The 23031-nt window shown below is 55.8% G+C and carries 26 protein-coding genes; 25 read left to right on the forward strand and 1 reads right to left on the reverse strand.

All coding sequences use genetic code 11. The annotated features are described in order from the left end of the window. Positions 1–2: 2 nt before the first annotated feature. The 10 genes from CSE6_RS16925 (at position 3) to CSE6_RS16970 (ending at position 8430) form a co-directional block, all read left to right on the forward strand. The gene (locus CSE6_RS16925) at positions 3–626 is read left to right on the forward strand and encodes an STY4526/YPO1902 family pathogenicity island replication protein (RefSeq protein WP_003054944.1); all 624 of its coding nucleotides are present in this window, start codon (positions 3–5) and stop codon (positions 624–626) included. 49 nt (positions 627–675) lie between these two features. After that, a complete protein-coding gene (locus CSE6_RS16930; protein ID WP_003054945.1) occupies positions 676–1122 on the forward strand; it encodes a hypothetical protein in 447 nt (148 codons plus the stop codon). 12 nt (positions 1123–1134) lie between these two features. Then, complete coding sequence (locus CSE6_RS16935) at positions 1135–2892, forward strand: hypothetical protein (RefSeq protein ID WP_003054947.1); 1758 nt, start codon at positions 1135–1137, stop codon at positions 2890–2892. 161 nt (positions 2893–3053) lie between these two features. Next, positions 3054–3506 carry a hypothetical protein gene (locus tag CSE6_RS16940; protein ID WP_003054949.1) on the forward strand — a complete coding sequence of 151 codons (453 nt, stop codon included), beginning with the start codon at positions 3054–3056 and terminating at the stop codon, positions 3504–3506. Between the two features lie 28 nt (positions 3507–3534). Further along, positions 3535–4659 (forward strand): PFL_4669 family integrating conjugative element protein, encoded by a 1125-nt coding sequence (locus CSE6_RS16945; protein ID WP_003054951.1) that lies wholly within the window; start codon positions 3535–3537, stop codon positions 4657–4659. Continuing rightward, a complete protein-coding gene (locus CSE6_RS16950) occupies positions 4604–5224 on the forward strand; it encodes a hypothetical protein (RefSeq protein ID WP_230630078.1) in 621 nt (206 codons plus the stop codon). Before CSE6_RS16945 ends, CSE6_RS16950 begins: the two co-directional genes overlap by 56 nt. A 66-nt stretch (positions 5225–5290) precedes the next feature. Next, positions 5291–5737 (forward strand): single-stranded DNA-binding protein, encoded by a 447-nt coding sequence (locus CSE6_RS16955; RefSeq protein ID WP_003054955.1) that lies wholly within the window; start codon positions 5291–5293, stop codon positions 5735–5737. Positions 5738–5764: 27 nt separating this feature from the next. After that, positions 5765–6091: a hypothetical protein gene (locus CSE6_RS16960; RefSeq protein ID WP_003054957.1), complete on the forward strand. Its 327-nt coding sequence runs from the start codon at positions 5765–5767 to the stop codon at positions 6089–6091. A gap of 54 nt (positions 6092–6145) precedes the next feature. Next, complete coding sequence (locus CSE6_RS16965; RefSeq protein ID WP_003065071.1) at positions 6146–6430, forward strand: hypothetical protein; 285 nt, start codon at positions 6146–6148, stop codon at positions 6428–6430. 149 nt (positions 6431–6579) lie between these two features. Further along, positions 6580–8430, forward strand: a complete 1851-nt coding sequence (locus CSE6_RS16970; protein WP_059441057.1) for a DEAD/DEAH box helicase — start codon at positions 6580–6582, stop codon at positions 8428–8430. Between the two features lie 63 nt (positions 8431–8493). Here the strand turns inward: CSE6_RS16970 and CSE6_RS16975 are convergent, their stop codons facing one another. Next, the gene (locus CSE6_RS16975; RefSeq protein ID WP_003054963.1) at positions 8494–8790 is read right to left on the reverse strand and encodes an H-NS family nucleoid-associated regulatory protein; all 297 of its coding nucleotides are present in this window, start codon (positions 8788–8790) and stop codon (positions 8494–8496) included. A gap of 252 nt (positions 8791–9042) precedes the next feature. On the opposite strand from CSE6_RS16975, the gene CSE6_RS16980 reads away from it, so the two are divergent. From CSE6_RS16980 to CSE6_RS17050, 15 genes are all read left to right on the forward strand, one after another. Beyond that, on the forward strand, positions 9043–9480 hold the full coding sequence (locus CSE6_RS16980) for a hypothetical protein (RefSeq protein WP_059441058.1): 438 nt from the start codon (positions 9043–9045) through the stop codon (positions 9478–9480). A 78-nt stretch (positions 9481–9558) separates the two neighbouring features. After that, positions 9559–10302, forward strand: coding sequence for a hypothetical protein (locus CSE6_RS16985; protein ID WP_059441059.1), 744 nt, complete (start codon positions 9559–9561; stop codon positions 10300–10302). 64 nt (positions 10303–10366) lie between these two features. After that, the gene (locus CSE6_RS16990; protein WP_059441060.1) at positions 10367–10612 is read left to right on the forward strand and encodes a hypothetical protein; all 246 of its coding nucleotides are present in this window, start codon (positions 10367–10369) and stop codon (positions 10610–10612) included. A gap of 111 nt (positions 10613–10723) precedes the next feature. Then, a complete protein-coding gene (locus CSE6_RS16995; protein WP_059441061.1) occupies positions 10724–11710 on the forward strand; it encodes a hypothetical protein in 987 nt (328 codons plus the stop codon). A gap of 107 nt (positions 11711–11817) precedes the next feature. Next, on the forward strand, positions 11818–12252 hold the full coding sequence (locus CSE6_RS17000; RefSeq protein ID WP_034400596.1) for a hypothetical protein: 435 nt from the start codon (positions 11818–11820) through the stop codon (positions 12250–12252). A 601-nt stretch (positions 12253–12853) separates the two neighbouring features. Beyond that, on the forward strand, positions 12854–15355 hold the full coding sequence (locus CSE6_RS17005) for an EAL domain-containing protein (protein WP_224648128.1): 2502 nt from the start codon (positions 12854–12856) through the stop codon (positions 15353–15355). Positions 15356–15387: 32 nt separating this feature from the next. After that, on the forward strand, positions 15388–16998 hold the full coding sequence (locus tag CSE6_RS17010) for a PAS domain-containing methyl-accepting chemotaxis protein (protein ID WP_059441062.1): 1611 nt from the start codon (positions 15388–15390) through the stop codon (positions 16996–16998). Positions 16999–17366: 368 nt separating this feature from the next. Continuing rightward, positions 17367–17690, forward strand: a complete 324-nt coding sequence (locus CSE6_RS17015) for a helix-turn-helix transcriptional regulator (RefSeq protein ID WP_080553873.1) — start codon at positions 17367–17369, stop codon at positions 17688–17690. A 13-nt stretch (positions 17691–17703) separates the two neighbouring features. Next, positions 17704–18189, forward strand: coding sequence for an ArsI/CadI family heavy metal resistance metalloenzyme (locus CSE6_RS17020; protein WP_003053843.1), 486 nt, complete (start codon positions 17704–17706; stop codon positions 18187–18189). A 6-nt stretch (positions 18190–18195) separates the two neighbouring features. Further along, complete coding sequence (locus CSE6_RS17025; RefSeq protein ID WP_003053840.1) at positions 18196–18702, forward strand: arsenate reductase ArsC; 507 nt, start codon at positions 18196–18198, stop codon at positions 18700–18702. Between the two features lie 124 nt (positions 18703–18826). After that, complete coding sequence (locus CSE6_RS17030) at positions 18827–20116, forward strand: arsenic transporter (RefSeq protein ID WP_059441063.1); 1290 nt, start codon at positions 18827–18829, stop codon at positions 20114–20116. Between the two features lie 25 nt (positions 20117–20141). Continuing rightward, positions 20142–20573: an arsenate reductase (glutaredoxin) gene (gene arsC, locus CSE6_RS17035; protein WP_003053833.1), complete on the forward strand. Its 432-nt coding sequence runs from the start codon at positions 20142–20144 to the stop codon at positions 20571–20573. Beyond that, positions 20560–21276 carry an arsenical resistance protein ArsH gene (gene arsH / locus CSE6_RS17040; RefSeq protein WP_034400448.1) on the forward strand — a complete coding sequence of 239 codons (717 nt, stop codon included), beginning with the start codon at positions 20560–20562 and terminating at the stop codon, positions 21274–21276. The genes arsC and arsH overlap by 14 nt, the downstream gene beginning before the upstream one ends. Before the next feature lie 62 nt (positions 21277–21338). Further along, positions 21339–22397, forward strand: coding sequence for an ArsO family NAD(P)H-dependent flavin-containing monooxygenase (locus CSE6_RS17045; RefSeq protein WP_054076097.1), 1059 nt, complete (start codon positions 21339–21341; stop codon positions 22395–22397). A 92-nt stretch (positions 22398–22489) separates the two neighbouring features. Continuing rightward, a partial coding sequence (locus tag CSE6_RS17050) for a helix-turn-helix domain-containing protein (RefSeq protein WP_152668601.1) occupies positions 22490–23031 on the forward strand: 542 nt, incomplete at its 3' end.

Raw genomic sequence — 23031 nt, forward strand, 5'->3', positions numbered from 1 at the left:
CAATGACAGATCATATTGTTCCCGTCGATATTCACACGAATCCGCAGTTAAATTTTCTGCTGCTGACGGAGGTAATTCGTGCTATCGAAACCGAGGTTGGAATAGATCAGTTATTGCAGATGGGTTGCGATGCCGAACTGATTGACCAACTTCGGCATCGCAAGACTCGCGATATTCTGGATATTTCTACTAAGTTAACGAGGGTTAAACTCGTATTTTCTCCTGGCGAACTCCGGCAGCAACTGGAAGGCCTGGACCGACAACGGCAAGACGATGCACTTTGCGAATATTTTGTGCGTAATGGCGCATCGCGTGCACTGATTACCCGGCTTTTTAAGCGCTCCGCAGACGATATTCGTAGGATGCGTGAATTGGTTGGTGGAAGCGTCACCGGTGGTAGGGCCAAATTACCCAAGAAGTTTGATGTTCGGGATCAGATTCATCAAGCTTGGGCCGAAATTACCAGCCAATCGGCGCCTGGGAAATCTCTACGTGATTGGATTTTCGAGCTGCATTCTCGTTTTGCGGAGTACACCATCGACTCGCTTTATTCAACACTCAAAGAGTTTGAAGACGAGGATAGCCTGGCTCTTCCAAGGAGAAATGCTTTCCCGGTCGGAAAATAAATCAGCCGTAGGACGTTCTATTTACAACCATTATCGATATAGCTTGAACATGAAGAACACCAAGAATTTATCCGCCCAGCTGTCGAATAGTGATAGTGAATTTCTGAAGTCCGCACTGTTTCTGGAACTCATCGGCCAAGAGCCCATCACCATCAATCGCGCATTCGTGGATCTCACTGGTAACGTCTTGAGCGCACTCTGGCTTACCTATGCGATGGAGCGGGAACGTCGCAGCGAGTCGGAGGATTTTTTCGAAATCCTTATGTCATCGTCATGCTGCACCAAGGACACCGGCATAACGAGGGCACAGCAGCAAACCTGCCGCAAGACCCTCGTGGACTTGGGCATCCTGCATGAGCAAGCTGGTCAGGGCCGCATCATTACCTATCGGATCTCGAAGCGGCGCTTGCTTGAGCTTTTGCAGCAGCAAGCCATGCCCTTGGCCAGCGCAATGCGCAGTGCAGCGACAACCTCCGTAGCCGCAGCTGCGCACTGATGGAGCTTGTCAGTGCGCGGCTCTCTTTCACTCGCAGCAATTCCAACAGTTCGTTATGAACTGCCGGAGGATGCGCCGATCCACCAGGGTGCCGAGCAAATTTTTCTGCATCTGGACGATCGAGGTTTCGTTCCATTTCATCCGGTGCTGGCTGAAAAATTCGGCCACAAAGCCGCCATCTTCGTGGGCATGGCGCTCTACTGGACGCGCCACAGTCTCCGCAACCATCCCGAGCGCGGTGGCTGGTTCTTTATGTCCTTGCAGCAGTGGAAGTCGGCCATTGGGCTGACCCGCACCGAGCAAGCCAGTGTGCGCGAGCTGCTGATGGGCGAGGGCGTTCTCGAAGAGATGCTCGTTGGGCGTCCTGCGGTGCTGAACTACCGCCTGAACGTACCTGCACTCGCCAAGGCACTGGCCATGCGCGGCAAGGGGCAGAAACTTACGTGGGACTTGGCAAGTAGCTGGTTCAAGGGCTGCAAGGTCTACTACAAGCCCCTGGCTGATGTGGCTGGAAGCATCGCAGGCGGGCTGTACTTGGCCTATCTGCTGCAGCGGCACCGGGAGTGTCTGAAGCTAGGCCAGCTCACCGATGGCGCTATCCCGGTCAGCCAGGATGAAATCTCAACAGCGCTTGTGCTCGGTCCGAAGGTCCAGCGCAATGCTCGGGAGCGGCTGAAGAAGGCTGGATTCATTAACGAGGTCGGCATCGGCGGAGCGTTGGTCCGCATTAACTTCGACGCCATTCTGCTGTGCCTGCGTGGGCAAAGCATCAAGCCTTTGCCTCGCAAGGCTGACGCGGACAAGGCTACTCCTGCGGCGTCAACGAAGGCTGCACCGTCAAATAGCGCTCCAGCCACGAACCAGACGCTGGACCTGTCCGGCCTTTCATTCGCGTTCTCGCAAGCGACGCTTGGACTGTCCGCGACCCCTCCTGCTCCCCGCCCGCGCGATCTCTTGCTGTCTTTTTTGAACGACGATCTGGTGCCTCACAAACCTGTCGAAATCCGACAAGCTGGAGCTACTTCTTCGATCAGTGAGCAGCCCGCCAAGTCGGAGCAAATCTCCAATGCCAGCAAGGAGTTAGCGAAGAGCTTTAGCGATAAGGGTAGCGAGGGTGGAGCGAAGGAATCGTTTGCCGTTTCCTGCAAACAAGAGCCTGACTCTTTGGACGAAACCTGCAGGCTTGATCTGCCGTTTCCCGCAATCAATATTCAAAGGACTTCTATTCAATCCACTACTACTTCGCCGGTGAACACCAGCAGCACGGCTGACGTTCAGGCAGGTGAGGGTGGTAAGTCTTCGAGTTCGGACAAGCTGAACGCCGGACTTGCCTCTGGCCTCATCTTCCCCACCTGGATTGAGAAGTCACTGCACGCGTCCCTCTCCAAGGTGCTGGCCAAGTTTCCCCTTGAGCAACAACAGCAAGCGTTGGACGAGATGGAAGGTGCGAACCGGCGATTTCATAAAGTGAAGTCGCCAGTGGCCTGGCTAAACAGTGTGGTGAAGAAATATAGAGACGGCGAATGCATCTGGGCGTATGCCCCCGTCATCGCTGCAGAGCGCATTGAGTTAGCCAAACAGGCCGATGCTCAACAGGCCCAGAAAGAAGCATCGCTGAAAGCTTTTCACGAAGGATCGGCCAACGCCGTCGCCAATCCAGTGCGAGTGGCGGTCGAAGGCAATGGGCCTTTGGGCAAAGAAGCGGCGCGTGCCAAGTTGCTTGCTCTTCGCAATGAGCGGGCAGCGAAGGTCGGAATGGCGAAGAAATGAGCTGACTTCCGAATAACCCGAGATGGGCCATATGGCACTCAGTGCCAAGTAGCTCGAAATGAACCACACGGCACTTAGTGCCATGTGGCTCGAAATGAACCACGCGGCACTTAGTGCCATGTAGCTCGAAATGAGCCACAGCAATTTTCAAGAGAAGCAATATGAGCTATCAGAAATCAGGGAACGATCTATTTATTCAGCTCGTTCAGCAATTCAGAAGCTACACGGATGCTGCGGTTCTTTGGGTCTTACTCAAAGAGCGGGGGGATATTGGAGAGATCGCCATTACGTCTGGGTCGATCACTGAAGTCGAACTGTGCCGAACCATTCCATTACCCACCGTAAAACGAACTCTCCAGCGGTTGCAAGAGACCGGATTTATTAATGTCCGCGTGCAGAAGAACACGAAAACGCTGGTGACCGTGAATCGCGATGCGGTACTCGATTTGCTAAGACAGCCCATTGCCGAGCGGCTGCCATCAGTTAGTAAGAAGCACTTTCCATTTATCGACGGTTGGAATGAAGACATCGCTAAAGAAGCTGCGCAAGTGGCAATAGAGAACGCCAGTGCCGACGAGGGCGGGAAGTCGGGAGAAGTCCCGGACGCTGGATAGACGAAGTATTTAATTTAAGGAGAAGACCTTGGCTACTGATCGAATCAAAACAGACCCCGGCTTTCAGCCAGTAATGCTGGCCGGTGTATTGGGTGCAGGTGCACCAGGCATTAAATTCGCCACCGACCCGAATTCGCCATTTCGTGACGGCTACTCAATTGCTGGTGAAGAAGCTGCTTTGGCGGCATTCATCCAGGCTGGCGCGTCTGAAGACGATCCTTTGTTTGATCGCTATGTAGAGCTGGAAGATCGCAAAGAGCAATTCCAGAAGATGCAAGCGGAGCGACGCGATCGTCGTGGTGCGGACGCGGTGGTGACGAACTCCGAAGCACAAGGCATTGATGATCTCGGGCCGCTGACGAACGAAGGCGTGGACCAGATGACGATTCACACCATCGAGGCCCACCGACTTTTTCAGGGGCGATCTGGGGAGCCTGAAAAGCGCTTGAACGCGATCATTGGCGGCAAGCGTGTTGCTTCCTCTCTGCGGAACCTTTGGGTACTGACGAGCCGTGACAACCCATATGCAGATTGGGCACTGGTACGCCATGAGTACGGCATCTCGCAAGTTCAAGAGTCGTTGCGCACCCAAATCGCTAAAGCCGAGGAGCTGCTGGAGAGCCAGCGCAAGCGCGGCCTGAGCCTGAGCATCGTTCAGTCCGCTCGCCCTATGACCCTGAACCTCGGATTCCGCAGCCCTTACGGCTATGCGATCTCCATGTTGATCGTGGACTACGACTACTTTGTTCGTATCCAGAAAACGCTGCAGCGCAAGAACTTGCTGAGTGATGAGCAGGCGCGTGCTGTGCTGAGCGCAATGAGCCGCGCCATCCTTGGCGTGTTCTATGGCACTGCCCGATTCGACAAATGGCTTGGCCGTCCAGAGATTCGTGAGCTGAGCCGTTCTGACTGGTTCAGTGCAGACCCGGAAGCTGCGAAGCGCATTCAGTTTGTGGTGAGCACGTTTGGTGCAGTGCCAGCCCAGATTTACAAGGCCGAAGTGAAGCCTTCGCATTCGCGCCGGCTCATCAACATCAGCGAAGCCGAACGTGCGTTGCTGCAGCAAGTTGGCGACCAATTGCAGCAGGCGCAAGAGCATGGCTCCGATGCATCCGCTTCTACTGGCCCAGAAGCTACAGCCACCGCTGATTAAGACCGCGCGCAGTCGTTTGGAACTGATATTGAAAGGGATTGGTGTGAAAAGGGATCTGGAAATAAAAGGGGCTTCGCAGCACACCGGTCGTGGCCGAGTCGTCAACAACGTGCTGTGGGGTCGTCAAGCCCTGGCGGATCAGGACTGTCAAGATCGAGCTGACGTAAAGGCCCTTACGGGTAGGGGCACCCTGTCCAGATTGCGCCAGAAACTTGACGGCATCGACGCAATCCTGAAACAGATGCGCGATTTGTCCGAGAAGTCGAAATCTGTTCCAGGACTGAGCTTCTATCTGGTCGTGCACCAGAAAAGCACAACGGGCTATGTCTTTCTGCGCTGGCGCCAACGCATGGGCTCTAACCGCCATTTGAGCTTTGAAGAGGTGGAGGAGCTTGCGTCAGGCCTGCCCAGTGAACTCCGTCAATGGTGCATGGCAGCGTCCCAACGCGCTGTGGCCTTGAATGAGGAGCACCAGCAGACGCGTGGCGATATCAAGCGTATTCGCGTGAGCGTGGACAAGGCTCCTGTCTTTCTTTATCCACGCTCCCCGATTTCGACCCTCTAAGTCCGTGCCTGGGCTGACCTGGTGCAGCAGCTCGGGCATTCAATCAGCACTGCAAGGAAATTGGATATGTCGCAATTGTTTATCGGCAAGGGAAACCTGGGTAGTTCTCCTAGTCTCAGGACGCTCAAGGGTGGGCCTAACGGCGAGTTTGATGTCGCCAGTATGCGTGTTCGGTTCAGCCGATACGGCCGCACCGAGGAGGGCGGAATCGAAGAGGTTGGCGGTTTTTGGCGCGAGGTGGAAATCTACGGAGCGAAGGCTCGCGATGCCGCGCGGCTCCTGCGCAAGGGAGCCAGAGTGCTAGTGATGGGGGAAGAGCTTGAGTACATGGCGCGCGATGAGGCTACTGGCGGTCAAGTGATGGTGTTCAAGATCGAGGCCCAGGATGTCGCACTTCTGCTGTCGCGTGTGAAGACCATTGAGTTCGAGGCTTCACGCCGCTCGTCCACGGAGCAGTCGGATGGCTCCTCAGGCGAAGTGCAGGAACCCTACCACGCAGGCCAGCCTGCTTAAAGACCGTTTTTAACCAAGGAGCACATCTTGACTTTACATCCCGATCAACAGGCCTCGGACGACATCACATTGCTTGTCGATGGTCGATTCACCATGGTGGTTGCGCCATCGCAAAAGGTGAATGAAGAAAACGCACCCGCATTCTTAGTCGTGCGAGATTCCAATGGCAAGGATGTATGCGTGGGATATTGCAAGCTCCAGTTTGATGGTACCTGGCACACGCGTCTCACGGTCACATACGATGAATCGTCGCAGTCGGACTCTATGTTGATTGGCGACTTTGATAGTCGCGTTGATGCGGTGGTGCGGTTATGGCTTGTCCGTCATAACTTCAGCTACCAGATGACAGAATAAATATCGGTTTTCCTGTGGCGCATGCTCAGTCGCCAATTGAGTCCACAGGAGAATATGGTGCAAGAAAAATATCAATTTTTGGGGCTCGTTGTTCCCGATCCAGTCGATACGAATTTCGATCCTGTGGCATGGGCCAATACTTGCCAGGATGTGTTCAATAAAAATATCGCTCTGATCGGGAAGTCCTACGACACTTTTATCTTGAAGTGTTCCAGCGATTTTGATCCGCTTATATCGGGGCTGCAGGTTTCTGATTCAACGCTCACATGGGCGCTATGGATGGCCGAAGGTTGGGGTTATGAGTCACCAGCAACAAGAGTTGTTCGCGAGGGGCTTTGATGTTGCCTAGGCCCGTCACGATCCGCCCGCCGGATCTCCTTATCAAAGCCGTCTCGGATGGACGCAGGCTCGGCCTGCAGCTCCTGGCAGTTCCAGGTGTGAGCCGTCCACTTGCAAACTACGATGCTTGGTGGAGTGGAGCTCGGCGCATGTGGCTGCTTCAAACTACCGACTCCAGTTATGCCGACGATGTGATTAAGCATGCGTTTGCTGGGCACTTCGTGGATATGGAGCAGCTCGATGTGCAACTGCGCGCCGCTGTCGCAGCTCCTGATCCCGACTACTTCTCGCAGTTGCTCGATGTTCAGATCTTCCCGCTGGTGAAGGGAGACCTAGCACGCGGTTCATGGGCGGTTAGCTTTACCTACGACCCGCTATGCGTGAAGGCGATGCGCTCGTTGGGCGGCTACTTCCACAAGCATGCGTCAGCGTGGCAAGTCAGAGCCGATCCTGAGCTCATCATGGAGCGGCTGGCCAGCATTGCCGGCGTGTCGTCGGAGTTCGTATTCGTCCATGAGCAGCCGGTGGTCATCGAAGAGTTGACCACAAGTGGCAACGAAGGCTCGCCTATCAGCGTGCCCGCTGCATCGCCACCGCTGGGCGAGGGCGGCGGGCCTGGTGAAGAAGAGGGCACCGGTTTCCTATCGACTGAGCATGGCCACGTCGATGACATGCCGTATGACCGGGTGGCCCTGGCCAGCCTGGTCGCCTGTGGCGTGCTGCGCGACTACCAGGCCGAAGGCGTCGCACATATGCTGCGCCAATCGGGCGCCTGCATGGGCGATGACATGGGCCTGGGCAAAAGCCGCCAGACGGTCGTGGCATCCCGGATGGCTGCTGGCAGCGGCCGGGTCCTGATCGTATGCCCTGCATCCCTACGTTTGAACTGGGAGCGAGAGATCAAGATGGTCTACCCAGACGCTCGCGTCGGGATGATCGGTGAGGACCGGATTTCGACGCTGGCTGGCTGTGACTGGGTGATCGGCAACTACGAACGCATGGGCGGCCTAGTGCGCGAGAGTGAGCTGGAGTTCGCGGTGATGGCCGTGGATGAAGCCCACTACCTGAAGGAATACAAGAGCGGCCGCACGCGCAATGTGTTCCTGCTGGCAGCACGGATAGAGCGATGCTTTGTCGTCACCGGCACGCCGTTGCTCAATCGCGAGATTGAGATGCATACACTGCTGCGCATCACGGGCCATCGCCTCGGTAGTCTCACGCTGGCTGAGTTCCGCAAGAGCTACGCGGGTAGCCCTGAGAAGCGAGCAGCACTGGCTGCAGCGATCCAGGGCTGGATGATCCGTCGCAGCAAGGACGTGCTCAAGGATCTGGGTGACAAGGCGAGGCAGTTTGTGCCTCTGTCGCCAGAGGGGCTCGATGTCTACAAGGAGATCTATGGCGACATGACCCTGCAGGCCATGCCCAAGATCGTTCGCCTGCGTAAATGCCTTGAAGGTCTGAAGGTTCCGTACCTGGTCGAAACCGTGCAGGCAATGGGAGAGGACGACAAGCTCATCATCTTCTGCGAGTACATGAGCACCGTGGAGGCCCTTAAACAGGCCCTGGCCAGCCTTGGCGTAGGCTGTGTCTCGCTGGTCGGCTCAGATAGCTTGAAGCGTCGGCAGGCTGCGGTAGATGCGTTCCAGAGGGACGCAAGCATCAAGGTATTCATTGGCACCACCATGGCTGCGGGCGTGGGCATCACGCTGACGGCTGCCAACATCGTGGCATTTGCCTCCATGCCGTGGACGCCAGCCTTGATGCGCCAGGCAGAGGACCGGGCCTACCGCTTGGGTCAGATCCGCGATGTGCTGGTCCTGGTGCCCATCATCCAGGGCACTATCGATGAGGGCGTGCTGCAGCAGCAGGAGAACAAGCACACCACAGAAATAGAAGTGGTGGAGGCAGCCAAGAAAGCATTGCCTGTCCAACAACGAGCGGCTGTAGAAACTGTGCCAGATGAAGCTCGCGAGGAAGTGCGGGCACTTGAATATGCCTGATCTATTTTAAGTGCTCATAAAAAATGGCCACTTAGTGGCCATCTAATATCAAACCTGCTGCAATCATTTGATTTCGAATTGCGAGCGATCCTTATCTTTGATCCAGACAGGAGGCTTGCCACGGCCTGTCCAAGTTTGACCAGTCTCAGGGTCACGATACTTGGGGTCAACAGAGCCGCGAATTGCTTTTGCTTTCGCTTGGGGGAATATATCGTCTTGGGTCAATCCATATGTCGCGATCAAACCCTTAATCTGTTGCACGGCTGTGCCGATTTCGCTTTTACGTGCTGCTTCAATCTGGGCTTCGAGTGTTGCGCGTTGGGCCAGCAGATCCTTGTACGACACCGCAGAGTTAGACATCAATATGCTCCATTAAAATGACAGAACATATTATGAGGCATTTTAAGAGATGATGGTTGCTTTGCTGGAAGCAAGGATTGCGTTGCACTCAGTTTCGGCGCTAAAATCGACGCACATTGGCTCTTCGGAGCTTTGTAGCATCTGAGTCCTTGAGAGATGCGCATCAGCTCACGCTGGCGAGGACATTCTTCAACCCCACGGGATAACACAATCCCGTCGGGGACCGTGTTGCCCAACATCTAGGAGCAACACATGCATCAATCTCAACGTTCTGCCAAGAAGCCGGCATCCTCGCCTTTTGACGTGGATCGCCAGCTGCTGGTGAAGATGATCTCTCGCGTCAACGACCCTGTCGTAGCACGCATATTTCTCAACACGTTGGATATGTACCCGGATCTGAAACTTCAGTTCCTAGGTGCCTATCTGATGGCGGAAGAGACGGTCAAGCGCTCGCAGATTCGATATGCAAAGGCTCATGACGTGGGTCAGGCTACTGCGCGAATCAAGCGAAAGTGTTTGGAGTTGCTTCGTGCCCTATGGTCGCTTAGCGTTTGCTTTGCTCGTTGGGCCTGTGTGGCTCTCAATGAGTACAAGCTGCAAAAGTCCCATAAATCGCCTAAGCCACCGGCTCCTTCTGCCAACGTCATCATGCTCCCGTTGTCTCGCAAGGCAACTGGCACAGATAACTAAGCAGAAGCTCTAACCAACCCATTGCCCGAAATTCGTCGGGTAGTGGGTTTTTCTTTGTTTGAAATATATGGAGGCTGTATGAAGAAGAAATCAATCTTTGAACGCTACCTTGATTTGCATCCGTTGGGGGTTTCAAGGCGTGGCGCGTCATTGGATATGGAGCTCATCGAACGTTGGGCCTTTGAAATTCAGATCCGAGGCGTCGCGAAGATCAAAGATCAGATTGCACATGCGAAGCGTACCGCCACCTCATTGGTGAAAGCTCAACGCAATTTTGAGAACCTCAATCCGGCGCAATTAAAGCAATTGAAAGATGCCTCGATGATGATGCGCGATCTGGCAGAATCGTTGGTTCCTCTGGCAAATTGGGCTAAGAGCTACAAGGAGTTCTACGATAAGACGGTGATTGCTGATCGTAATGAAGAGTGCGATGCGTTTGCGCTAGCACGCTGGCATGGTGATGAAGTGGCGTTTCAGCTGGAGCTTGAGTTACTGCTTGAAGTTGACAACTTTAAGACGCGCAGTTGCCTTGGCGATTGGTTTCATCTGAACAAGCGCTATATCAACGTGGCAGCTGACGAGTTCATCGTGGCATTGAATATTTCCATTCATGAAAAGCAAAACGTGAAGGAGCGCATGCGGGAAGTGGCCTATGCTTTCATTTATTCATCCGCGCTTCGCAGAGAGAATTCTGAATTTTATGCCGATCAAAGGTCCGTATACGTGGGTACCAAAGACATTGATGCGTACCTGGCATACAGAAAAGCAAATGTGCAGGCTTCGGCGTCTGCGGCAATGAGCAAGTTGGGTGTCAACCTATAAATCCCTGATGGGCACTAGATGCCCTGGGGCAAGTGTCCATCTTCCTTATCTATTGGAGATGAATATGAGCCTCGAAAACGCCTTTGAACCACCAAGGAATTACAAACCCATGGTACATGCAGAGAAAAACCCGAGCATTGAATTGTTGATGGACCAGGTAATGGTGATCGCATCAATTTGGACATTAGCTTCAAACGATGCCTTGGAACCCTCTGCTAAAGAGAAATATAAGGCTCGTGTTGTACTGGAACAGGATCATCTTCGCACGATGCTCCAGGAAGCGCTCACAGCGAAAGACAGGGTTCTGTAATTTGTCCCGTATTCACTGGGTGATCTTCTTCTAACTCTCTTTTTACCCTTGGGGCACCGTCATGCCCCTGGGGGGGACGGTGCCCTTTCTGCTTTCAACGAAAGGAATCTCATGTCCAAGCACTTAATTAATCAAACGAACGTGAACGGTATTGAAATGGTTCTGGAATGCGGCTACGACCGCCCAACAGGCTCTTTCTTTGCCAATATTCATTCCGAAGGCGACATTTACTACACCTCACTTGCGGAGCTCGGGTCGAAAGACTCGGGCTGGTTGCTCACCGTGACTGCAGAGCATGGCTTGGTAGTCCCTCGGAAAATGATGGATCGCCTTGCTATCGAAGCAATGTTCGATGGGAGTAACGATGTCATCGAGCACGAGCCTTACACGCAAACGGAATCCGACAGACGACTGCTACAGCTGGGCTTTCGCCAACAGATGCCGTCCGTGCTGCCAACCGATAACCCTGTGTGGGCTTGGTTCACTGACAGCGAGGAAGATCTTGGCACATATGCTTTGCTGCAATCCAAGGACTATCAAGCCTACGTGCCATCTCTGCTCTGTGATGTCGTGCCTCAAGAAGGTGAATGGCCGGTAGTCGATGAACAGGATGTACTCAAGCGTCTTGAAACCATGCATGCGCGGCTCTTGAAGGGCGCTTTCCAAAAGCATCCTGGCGAAGGCATAGGAGCGGTTCTGAACCGCATTCTCGGCTTTGTGCCGGCAATTCTGCAGCTCGAATCCAAGTTGTTCGTTGTCTTCTCGGATCACAAATTCGTACAAGATAAGACGGGCTTTTGGGCTGGAGATAGTTGGGCTGGCTTTTCCGCGGCAAAGGTGTTCGGGCCGTGTGAAGTGACAGCAGAGGAGGGCGAGAACTGCATCCCTATTCACGAGGCATATGCCTTGGCGAGCGGTGCATTGCTCAAGGTCCAGTCATTTGGCGTCAAAAGCATCGCTGACGATGACTTATGCGCATCTTGCGGCCACTGCAACTATCGTCCAGGTGATATGAGCAGTTGCAGTAAAGACTGGCCTGGATACCAGGATTCCGATGGGTATCTGAAGGTGTGCTTTGCGTCCGTTATCGCCATCTAAAGCGCAAGCTATTTGAACCTCGCGCTGGCCAAGGGCCAGCGATTTTTTAACCCGGACGGGCGTTGTCGCCCAGTCGGGCCGCGCCTTTCCAATTTAGAGAGTTGGAAATGACCGCAACTAACAATCAGCCGCTTTGCACAACTGCGGATCGTCAGAGCTACGCACTGACTGCTGAACAGGTCGCCATTGCCATCGCTGGCCACGATCTCCGCACCTTTAAGGGGTGGATAGCAGCCGCGTCATCATTACTCGCTGATGCGCCTTTGATGACCGGCATTCAGGAGATACATAGCCCCTATGTGATCCTGAAAGCGGAGTTCAACGGAAAACCAGAGGTCGTTTTCTTCTACAACGAAACCAATGGCATCTACTCCCCAGATCTTGCGTCGGACTTCGACATCAGTGCCTGGTGTAACGATAGTTGGGATGGCGTCGAGGCTGAAGCCAACATCGCTACATTGACATGCCCAGACTTTGTGACCCTGCGTCACGAGCAATTGCTTAAGCAAGTCACTAACGACTCTCTGAGTCCTGGCATGTAATTGCCACACCCAAAAAGCCCAGCTCACAAGTTCTTGTGACTGGGCTTTTTTCATTGGTGGTGCCGGGCCTGCTGTCCTAGTTTCCTTGGCCGTCCGTCGATCACGGAAAGATGCGCAGAAGGTACGTTACCTCGATATGCTGCGTATTCCGGTCGAACTGACCGCCTGTGCCGGTTGCTGCTGGCCAGTCTGCTGGTCGTGACCGACTGAGTTCGGCCATGAGCGGCCCTTCACGCCGATGTAACCAAGTCAGGAAGCAGTCAGACGATGAAGCAGGACCTATTTGGAGACCTACCCCAATCCGGTCTTCAATTAGCGCGGACTCATTTAATGGGTATCCAGCGACAGCACCTATGCCAGTTAGAAGGCGTTATAGAGTCCAAGGCTGTGCAGGTTCACGATCTCTCTCCTGCTTGTGCGCGAGAGCCGCAAGTGGATGAGGTGTGCGGGTGAAGAATAGCGATAGATCTGAGTAATGGCCGTGGAACGGCAGCAGATTGCATAAAACTTGATGTGCATCAAGAGCGTTTATCCATCGGTCAGAGTCTTGAAAGTTACATCTATTGACATTGTTTTTCTTTAAAGAAAATAAGTAAAACCCTTGACAGAAATCTCCCAAAACTTCCAACGTCGCAAGGATTTCCTCTGCCTCACCGTTGAGGACGAGCAGGCTATGCGCAACCTGGACGACGCTCTTGGCGACCAGGCGTATGGCTTCGTGGAAGGCTTCTACCGTCACCTGCTTTCCTTTCCTGAGATGCGTGCACTGCTGCCGGACGACGAGGCACTGGACCGGCTCAAGGCGCTACAAATGCGTTACTTTCTCAGGCTCACGGCAGGTACCTATGACGAGGCCTATGGGGATGAGCGTCAGCATGTAGGTTTGGCACATGCTCGTATTGGACTGTCGCCCGGCTGGTATCTGGGTGCCTACAGTCACTACCTCACTGAGCTCCTTCCGCGAATTACTAGACTGCCCGAACTGACGCCAGAGCAGCGTAACGACGCAATCCAGGCATTGATCAAGGTGGTCCTGCTGGATATCGGGCTGGCCATCGATAGCTACATCACACATCGCGATACGCTGATAGCCGAACTTCGAGACTATGGCGCAGCTTTCGCGCACCTACCGCACGGCACGCTTGTGGTCACGGATGAGCTGAATGTGGTGTTTGCCAACCAGGCCTTCGCACAACTCGCAGGCCAAACACCAATGGCGCTAGCGAAAGGCGACCCGCTACCTGTCTTTATGGATGTAGGCAGCTTACCTGCATTGGTGAAGCAAGCGCTACAGCATCAACATGCCAGGGGAAGGTCGCAACTGCATTTCCACGCTCAAGCATTGGCGATCCCGGTTTCCATCACTGTCCACTCTCTGCAACAGCCCGACGGCCACGCTGAGCCACGGTTGCTGATCACCGTTGAAGATCTGCGCAAACAGGAGCAACTCAATCGTGACTTGCTCAATGCCCAGGAGGTGGCCAACATCGGTACCTGGCTCTCATACTTTGACGGCAAGCCTTCCCTCACGCCTCAAGCGGCACGTATCCTTGGTTGGCCAGTAGGCCAGCCTTTCAAATATGCTGATTTACTTGGCTGCGTGCATGCAGAAGACCGCGCATACGCAGATGCACAATGGAAAAAAGGGCTTGCCACTGGCCATTACGCGTTCGAAATGCGCATCCAGGACGGCACCAGCGTCCGCTGGGTGGATGCGCTTGGCACGATCGAGCATGACGTGACTGGTAAGCCGGTCCGGGGCTACGGCACGCTACTCGACATCACGGAGCGCAAACGGACCGAACGGCGCATGGAGAAGCTGGCGTTCTTTGATGCGCTCACAGGGTTACCTAATCGCTTTCACGGCATAGATTTGGCTCAACGCCTGCTCGACATCGCAGGCCAACGAGGTCAGCAGGCCACGGTGCTGTTCGTTGATCTCGACCGCTTCAAGGAGATCAATGACTCTCAGGGCCATTTAGTGGGAGACGACTTGCTTGCTGAAGTGGCAAGGCGGTGCGAACGCACGCTCGGAGGAGACGGTGTGGTGGCTCGCCTGGGTGGCGATGAATTTATGTTCGTGCGCACACTCGCCGAAGGCAACGATACTATGGCCTTGGCCCATGAGGTCTGCTCAACATTGGCAAGTCCCATGAGGGTGGACGATCTTTGCTTCGAAGTGGGGGCAAGCGTCGGAGTAGCTCTTTACCCCACGCACGGTCACAGCGTAGACGAGTTGCTCCAGCGCGCCGATATCGCAATGTACCAAGCCAAAACGCAAGGCGGCGGCAATTGCCAGCTCTACGATGCACAAATGGGCCACCGGCTCCAGCGGCGCATTGCACTTGGTGTAAAACTGGAGGAGGCTCTCGCGCAATCACGCTTGGAATTGCACTTCCAGCCCAAGATAGCTTTAGATTCGTATGCGTTATACGGCGTAGAAGCGCTCGCACGTTGGCACGACGAAGAGTGGGGCTGGGTGAGCCCTGCCGAGTTTATCTCCGTTGCTGAGGAGCGCGGCCTCATCATCGCGCTCGGCGACTGGAGCTTGGACGCAGCAGCTCGTCAGTGGCGGGCCTGGAGTTCTGCCGGCATAGCGCAGCCGCCTGTGATTGCCGTCAACGTATCGGCTGCGCAGATGATGAGTGACTCCTTCTCCGAGCGTGCCTTGGCGATCATGCGCGCGCACGGCGTGAGCCCACGATGCATCGAATTGGAGATCACCGAGTCAGCGCTGATGCATGACCCTGCCAAGGCTAAGCGTGTTGCTTCCCAGTTAGTGGAACAGGGCTTCACGCTATCTATCGACGATTTCGGCACTGGCTACTCCTCGCTGGCGCGGCTACAGAGCTTTCCCGTTTCTCGGCTCAAGATCGATATGTCTTTCGTACGCGGCATGCTCAGTGAGCCTGGCAGTCTCGCCATTGTGACAGCGGTAATCGGTCTAGCTCATGCGCTGAAGTTGCGGACAGTGGCCGAAGGAGTGGAAACACAAAGCCAACTCGACAAACTGCGCGACCTGCACTGCGATGAAGTGCAGGGTTATCTTTTCTCGAAGGCTGTTCCAGCAGCCGAGTTAGCACGCGACTGGCTGACCCTCTAGCCCTTCCAAAAAACCATAAAAAAGAATGCCTTATGCGGATCAATTTGCCCGCCACTACCAATGAGTTCACGTTTCCAGAGAGAAGCACTCTGGTCTCAGTCACGGATACCAAAGGTCGTATCACTTACTGCAACCCCGCATTCGTTCATGTGAGCGGCTTCGCACACGAGGAGCTACTGGGCCAGCCCCACAACCTGATCCGCCACCCTGACATGCCTGCCGAGGCCTTCCGCGATTTGTGGCAGACCATATCGACAGGTCTTCCTTGGACCGGCCTCGTGAAAAACCGTCGCAAGAACGGAGATTTTTACTGGGTACAAGCCAACATCACGCCATTGCGTGACGGCGAGCAGGTCACGGGCTTCCTGTCGGTGCGCACGCTACCCACGCGCGAACAGATATTGATCGCAGAAAGGCTGTATGCCACCATGCGTGCTGAGGCAGAGGTCGGACGTGTGGTCCACACGCTACGCCATGGCGCCGTACTGCGCCAGAATCTGGGCGGGCGCCTGATGCGGCTACTGGCTCCTTCTACTTTTGTGCGCTTGCTGCTGGTACTGACGCTAGCTGTAATGCTTCCGCTACTGCTCACGCGGCTGAATGTCCCCTGGCTACTCACGGGCAGTGTGGCCTTGCTGGCAGTGGCTGTGTCGTCTTTTCTGACTCACTCGCTGGCTATCGCTCCGCTGCAAGACCTCGTGCACGATGCCAATCAGTTGGCCTCTGGAGATCTGTCGCACGTAGTGCGTACAGGCGCCAGCGGCAGCATCGGTAATCTTCAGCGCGCATTGTTTCAGCTTAGTGTGAACCTACGCACAGTGGTGAGCGACGTACGCCAGGAGGTAGGGCATCTGGAGATTGCCGTGCGGGAAATCGCCAGCGGCAACCAGAGCCTGTCGTCTCGTACCGAAACTCAAGCCAGCAGCCTGGAGCAGACTGCCGCATCCATGGAACAGATTAATGGCACTGTGCATAACAGCGCCCTATCCGCCAGCCGTGGCGCTCGTTTTGCAGAAGAAGCTTCGGGCATCACACAACGCAGCAACGATGCCGTACAGGCTGTGGGCCGGACCATGCTGGGCATCGCTGAATCGTCACGACATATCGAGGACATCGTGCACCTCATTGAGGGCGTGGCCTTCCAGACCAACATTCTCGCGCTGAACGCAGCCGTAGAGGCTGCGCGCGCGGGCGAGGCTGGGCGCGGCTTTACAGTGGTAGCTTCGGAGGTTCGCACGCTATCTGCACGCACCACTCAAGCGGCACGCGACATTAAGCAGCTCATCGCCGAATCGGCTGAGCGCGTGGCATCGGGTGCCTCCGCTACAGGCGAAGCGCGCGAGCGCATGACCGAAGCATTGACAGCTGTGCAACGCGTAAGTGTTGTGCTGGGCGAAATTAGTACCGCAGCCGTAGAGCAGCAAACCGGTATCTCACAGGTCAACGCTGCTGTGGCGCACATGGACTCGATCACCCAGCAAAATGCTGCGATGGTGGAGGAGCTGGCCGCAGCTGCGCAATCGCTGCGAGGTCAAGTACACGGTGTGAGCAACTCAATGCGACTATTCCGTCTCGCGCGCGGCGAAGCCCCCTTGTCGCAAGCCAGCGCCGTGGAACTGCGGCGAACAAGTCGGCTTCAGTAAATTAGGTTTGTCTATCTGTCTAGAGACCTCTAGAGCGACCTGGGCTCCCAGAAGGACCAGGGCGGTTAGCGCCTGGGGTTTTGCGTGACGAGCAAATTGCTCTCTCCTACGATGTAGAAGGCTGAATGTGCCAATGGCCTTGGTTTGTGCCGATGGCTGAGGGCGCTTCACTACTTCGAACTGGTCGTTGGAAGGCCTTTTCTCGAACTTCTGCTTTGGGTTGCGAGCAGTCCTTGGGTACTGGCTACTACCGGCGGCATGAGTTTTCATTCCATAAGTCTCATCACAAGCCGACATTGATAAGTCACTTCGACTAGCCTGAAATGAAGCTTCATGCATTAATTCAATGTTTGTTGTATTATTGATTTATGAAAGAAGCAAATGTCATCCGCTCACTCTCCGCTCTAGCGCACGAAGCTCGGCTACGCGTATTTCGTGCGCTTGTTGTTGCAGGACCTGAAGGCCTGACACCTAGTGCAATAGCTGAGCAGCTCGGCATCGCACCGAATGCACTGTCCTTTCATCTGAAAGAGCTTTTTCATGCCGATCTGGTAAGCCAGGAGCGGCAGGGGCGCAATGTGCTCTATCGAGCAGCGTTTCCTGTCATGAATGAGCTGCTGGCGTATCTCACCGAGAACTGCTGCCAAGGCGTGGTTTGCACCTCTGACACGGCAACTTCATGCCATTGCTAAAGGGAGCTTCATCATGAAACGCTTTCACGTACACCTACATGTCGACGATCTGAACAAGAACATTGACTTCTATTCCAAGTTATTCGGGGCTGAGCCCTCTCGAGTGGAATGTGACTATGCAAAGTGGATGCTGGACGACCCACGCGTGAATTTCGCCATCTCTACGCGCGGTAACCAAGCATCAGGGCTTGACCACTTGGGCTTCCAGGCCGATGAGGCAACCGAGTTGGCTGAACTCAAGCAGCGCGCGCAGGCCGCTGATATGGCACTTCTTGACGAAGGCGAAACCTCTTGCTGCTATGCCCGCAGCGAAAAGCACTGGGTTACCGATCCACAGGGAGTGGCCTGGGAACACTTTCACACGCTGGACAACATCCCAGTCTTCAATGAACCAGAGCGAGTCGTTGCACAAAGCGCGACCTGCTGCACGCCTCATATCGCGCCAGTACAAGCCTCGTCTTGCTGCACCCCCAGTTCCTCCTCTAAGTCCTGCTGCTGATCCATCATGTCTGACAACAAAGCTCCCCTGAATGTCCTGTTCCTGTGCACCCACAACTCGGCGCGCAGCATCCTGGCTGAAGCCTTGCTCAACGATATGGGACAAGGCCGCTTCAAGGCCTATTCGGCGGGCAGCAGTCCGCGCACCAACCAGCAACCTAACCCGCTAGGCCTGCAAGTGCTGCAAAAGGCTGGCGTTTCTGTGGAAGGTCTGCGTAGCAAGAGCTGGGATGAATTTGCCGTGCCTGGTGCACCCCACATGGATCTGATCATCACGGTCTGCGACAACGCCGCTGGTGAAGTCTGTCCGTTCTGGCCTGGTCATCCCGCCACGGCGCATTGGGGCTATCCGGACCCCTCGGAAGGCGATGCCTCTGATGAAGCCAAGCTGGAAGCCTTCCGCCAGACCATGCATATGATTCGTCGCCGTCTGGAGTTGTTGGTCAATCTTCCCGCGCAAAAGCTGGAGCAGGCCATGCTCCAGTCCACAGCGCGTGAGCTGTCGTCTCACTGAATCGACGCAGCCTTTGCACCACCCGGACGTAGGCCTTCATGCCAACGTCCGAGGCCTCAAGCCAGGGGGAACGCCCACGTCTCGCCCCGATGCCACATCCAAGCTTTTCTAGGACCCATGCGTCATGTTGACGGCCATCCTGATTTTCATCTTCACACTGACGCTAGTCATCTGGCAACCGCGCGGCCTTGGCATTGGCTGGAGCGCCTCGATTGGCGCCGCTGTCGCGCTGCTGCTGGGGGTCGTGCACTTAGCTGATATTCCAGTTGTCTGGCATATCGTCTGGAATGCCACGGCGACTTTTGTCGCGGTCATCATCATCAGCCTTTTGCTGGATGAGGCCGGATTCTTCGAGTGGGCCGCATTGCACTTTGCCCGCTGGGGTGGTGGCAGCGGAGTCAAGCTGTTTGCTTTCATCGTGCTGCTGGGGGCCGCCGTTTCGGCCCTGTTCGCCAATGACGGAGCCGCCCTGATTCTCACGCCCATCGTGATGGCCATGCTGGTGGCGCTGGGCTTTTCTCCGGCAGCAACGCTGGCATTTGTCATGGCCGCCGGGTTTATTGCCGATACCGCGAGTCTGCCGCTGATCGTCTCCAATCTGGTGAATATCGTCTCCGCCGACTTTTTCAAGATAGGCTTCAACGACTACGCATCGGTGATGGTGCCGGTCAACATCGCCTCGGTCCTGGCCAGCCTCGGTGTGCTGCTGCTGTTTTTCCGACGCGATATTCCTGCCACCTACGACGTGGCCCAGCTCAAACAGCCCTCGGCTGCGATCAAGGATGTGGCCACCTTCCAGGCTGGCTGGGTCGTGCTGGTCTTGCTGCTGGTCGGCTTCTTCGCGCTGGAGCCCCTGGGCGTCCCTGTCAGTGCCGTGGCCGCCGTGGGAGCTGCGATCTTGTTGGCGGTGGCTGCGCGTGGCCATGTCATCAGCACCAGGAAGGTGCTTCATGGTGCTCCATGGCAGATCGTGGTGTTCTCGCTGGGTATGTATCTGGTGGTCTATGGGCTGCGCAACGCGGGGCTTACGGATTACATCGCCATGTTGCTGAACCAGTTTGCAGCCGGTGGCGTGTGGACCGCTTCACTGGGCACAGGCGTGCTGTCTGCGGTGCTGTCTTCCATCATGAACAACATGCCCACGGTCTTGATCGGAGCCTTGTCCATCGATGCATCCACGGCCAGCGGGACGGTCAAGGAAGCCATGGTCTATGCCAATGTGATTGGCTGCGATCTCGGCCCCAAGATCACGCCGATTGGCAGCCTGGCCACGCTCCTCTGGCTGCATGTGCTCGCCAAGAAAGGCGCAACCATTGGCTGGGGCTACTACTTCAAAGTCGGCTCGGTGCTGACCCTGCCCGTGCTGCTCATCACACTTGCAGCGCTGGCCTTGCGGCTCAGCGTGGCGTCTTGAATCTTTGCAATGGGAATCTAGCGCTATGAGCGACATCACGATCTACCACAACCCTGCTTGCGGTACCTCTCGCAATGTTCTGGCCCTGATCCGCAACAGCGGGGAAGAGCCCACGGTCATTGAATACCTCAAGACGCCTCCTGATCGCGCCACGCTGGCGGGCCTGATCCAGGCCATGGGCATGCCAGCGCGCGATCTGTTGCGCCAAAAAGGGACGCCGTATGACGAGCTTGGCTTGGGCGAGCCCAAATGGACGGACGAGCAATTGATTGATTTCATGCTCCAGCACCCCATTCTTATCAATCGCCCGATAGTGGTCACCCCTCTGGGAGCCCGCTTGTGCCGTCCCTCGGAGGCCGTGCTGGACATCCTGCCGCAGCCTCAGCAGGCCGCCTTCTCCAAAGAGGATGGGGAAGCCGTCATTGACTCGAAAGGAAACCGAATTGGCAAGCACTGATCTACCGAACCTCGACGAACAAGTCTTTGAAAAGCCCAGCCTGGAAGGCCTGCTGCCCGCACAGCGTGCGACGCACGCGCCGCGCATACTGCTGCTGTATGGCTCGGTTCGTGACCGCTCCTATAGCCGACTGCTGACCGAAGAGGCGGCGCGCCTGCTGCGCAAGATGGGTGCCGAGACCAGGATCTTCGATCCGCGTGGCCTTCCGCAGCCCGATGGTGCCCCCGACGATCACCCGAAGGTCAAGGAACTGCGTGAGCTGGCTGTATGGGCCGAGGGCATGGTCTGGACGTCTCCTGAGCGTCATGGTGCGATGAGCAGCATCCTCAAGGCGCAGATTGACTGGATTCCATTGTCCGCTGGTGCCGTGCGACCGACGCAAGGCAAGACATTGGCAGTAATGCAAGTCTCGGGTGGCTCGCAGTCCTTCAATGCGGTCAACCAGATGCGGGTGCTGGGTCGCTGGATGCGCATGATCACCATCCCGAATCAGTCGTCTGTTGCCAAGGCATTTGCCGAGTTCGACGAGGCTGGCAGGATGAAGCCCTCTTCGTATTACGAACGGGTCGTGGACGTGATGGAAGAGTTGGTCAAGTTCACTCTGCTGACGCGAGACTGTTCGGACTACCTGGTGGATCGCTACAGCGAGCGTCGCGAAAGCGCCGAAGAGCTGTCTAAACGGGTCAATCAGCGCAGCATCTAAGCGGTTACACATGGCGCGTAGAGGGAGCGCCTGGGGGCAACGACAACAATAGGAAGCAAACGATGTCTTTCCACGATGTGATCATCATTGGTGCGGGCCAGGCAGGCTTATCGGTAGCGTATTTCCTGCGTCGTACCAACTTATCGGTGCTGCTACTTGATGCGGAGGAGGCTGGTGGAGGAGCTTGGCAACATGGATGGGACTCGCTGAGGCTTTTTTCTCCTGCTTCCTGGAGTTCCATCGCAGGATGGCCTATGCCGCCTTCTGGCGAGCAGTATCCAAGTCGTGACCATGTAGTCGACTATCTCCGAAAGTACGAAACGCGCTACGAGTTCCTGATTGAGCGGCCGGTGCTGGTCACGAGTATTGAGCCAACGGAGCAAGGTTTCCAGGTCAACGCGGGTGCGAGAAGCTGGCATTCACGTGCCGTTGTATGCGCCACGGGTACATGGCGAAACCCATTTGTGCCCGAAGTTGAAGGTATGGCGTCCTTCAAAGGACAACAGCTGCACTCAGCTCAGTACGTATCTCCCGAGCCGTTCAAAGGCAAGAGGGTGATGGTGGTCGGGGGAGGAAACTCCGGCGCTCAGATCTTGGCGGAAGTCTCACTCGTAGCGGAGTCCACAACCTGGGTCACGTTGGAGCCTCCAGCTTTTCTACCGGATGAGGTCGATGGGCGAGTGCTCTTTGAGAGGGCCACCGCACGTTGGCAGGCCTTGCAGGAAGGCAAAGATCCAGAGAATCTGCCGGGTGGCTTTGGTGACATCGTGATGGTTCCTCCGGTCCTCGACGCACGGAATCGTGGCGTGCTGCATTCTGTGGGGCCGTTCGCGCGCCTCTCCACAGAAGGAGCTCAATGGGCCGATGGGAGCTCAAAGGCCTTTGATGCGATCATTTGGTGTACTGGGTTCCGACCCGCTCTACAGCCTTTGGAATCGCTGGGCCTCGTGAATGATTCCAAAGTTGCCGTGGAGGGCATGCGGGCAAGCGACCGGCCCGGCCTGTGGCTGGTGGGCTATGGCGAATGGACAGGACCTGCATCTGCCACGCTTATTGGCGTCATGCGTACCGCTCGCGACACTGCAAGTGAAATCGCGCAGCATCTATCACGGAGCGAATGACTGCTTCTCCTTATTTCGGAAGACCGCAATGGGTTGTGGATTCAACTGGTCAATGCAACACAATGACCGCCACTAGCGCAAGGAGTGTTGGCATGAAGCAAAGACCGCGGATTTACTACACCGAAGCTCAGAAAGCCCTGATGTGGGATCGCTGGAAAGCTGGCGATACCTTGCACGAGATCGGCAAGCTGTTTGACCGACCGCACACCTCCATTCAGACTATCTTGAGTGCGACGGGTGGCATCCGGCCACCAGCGAGGCGTCGGTCTCGCTGGGCATTGACCATGTCTGAGCGAGAAGAAATCTCCAGGGCGTTGGCTGCAGGTGAATCTATCCGCTGCGTTGCCAGCCGCTTGAAACGAGCTGCGTCGACCATCAGCCGCGAGCTCCTGCGCAATGGAGGTAAGACTGGCTATCGAGCAGCCAAAGCGGATGAGGCAGCCTGGACGCGAGCACGCCGCCCCAAGACATGCAAGTTGGCCAGCAATCCTGCATTGGCTCACATCGTGGCGGTTAAATTACAGACTCAGTGGTCGCCCGAGCAAATAGCGGGGTGGCTCCAACGCACTTACCCCGGCGAAAAGGATTTGCAGGTGTCTCACGAAGCCATCTACCGCACGCTCTTCGTCCAAAC

The organism is Comamonas sp. E6 (assembly GCF_001010305.1).
GTDB classification, from domain to species: domain Bacteria; phylum Pseudomonadota; class Gammaproteobacteria; order Burkholderiales; family Burkholderiaceae_C; genus Comamonas; species Comamonas thiooxydans.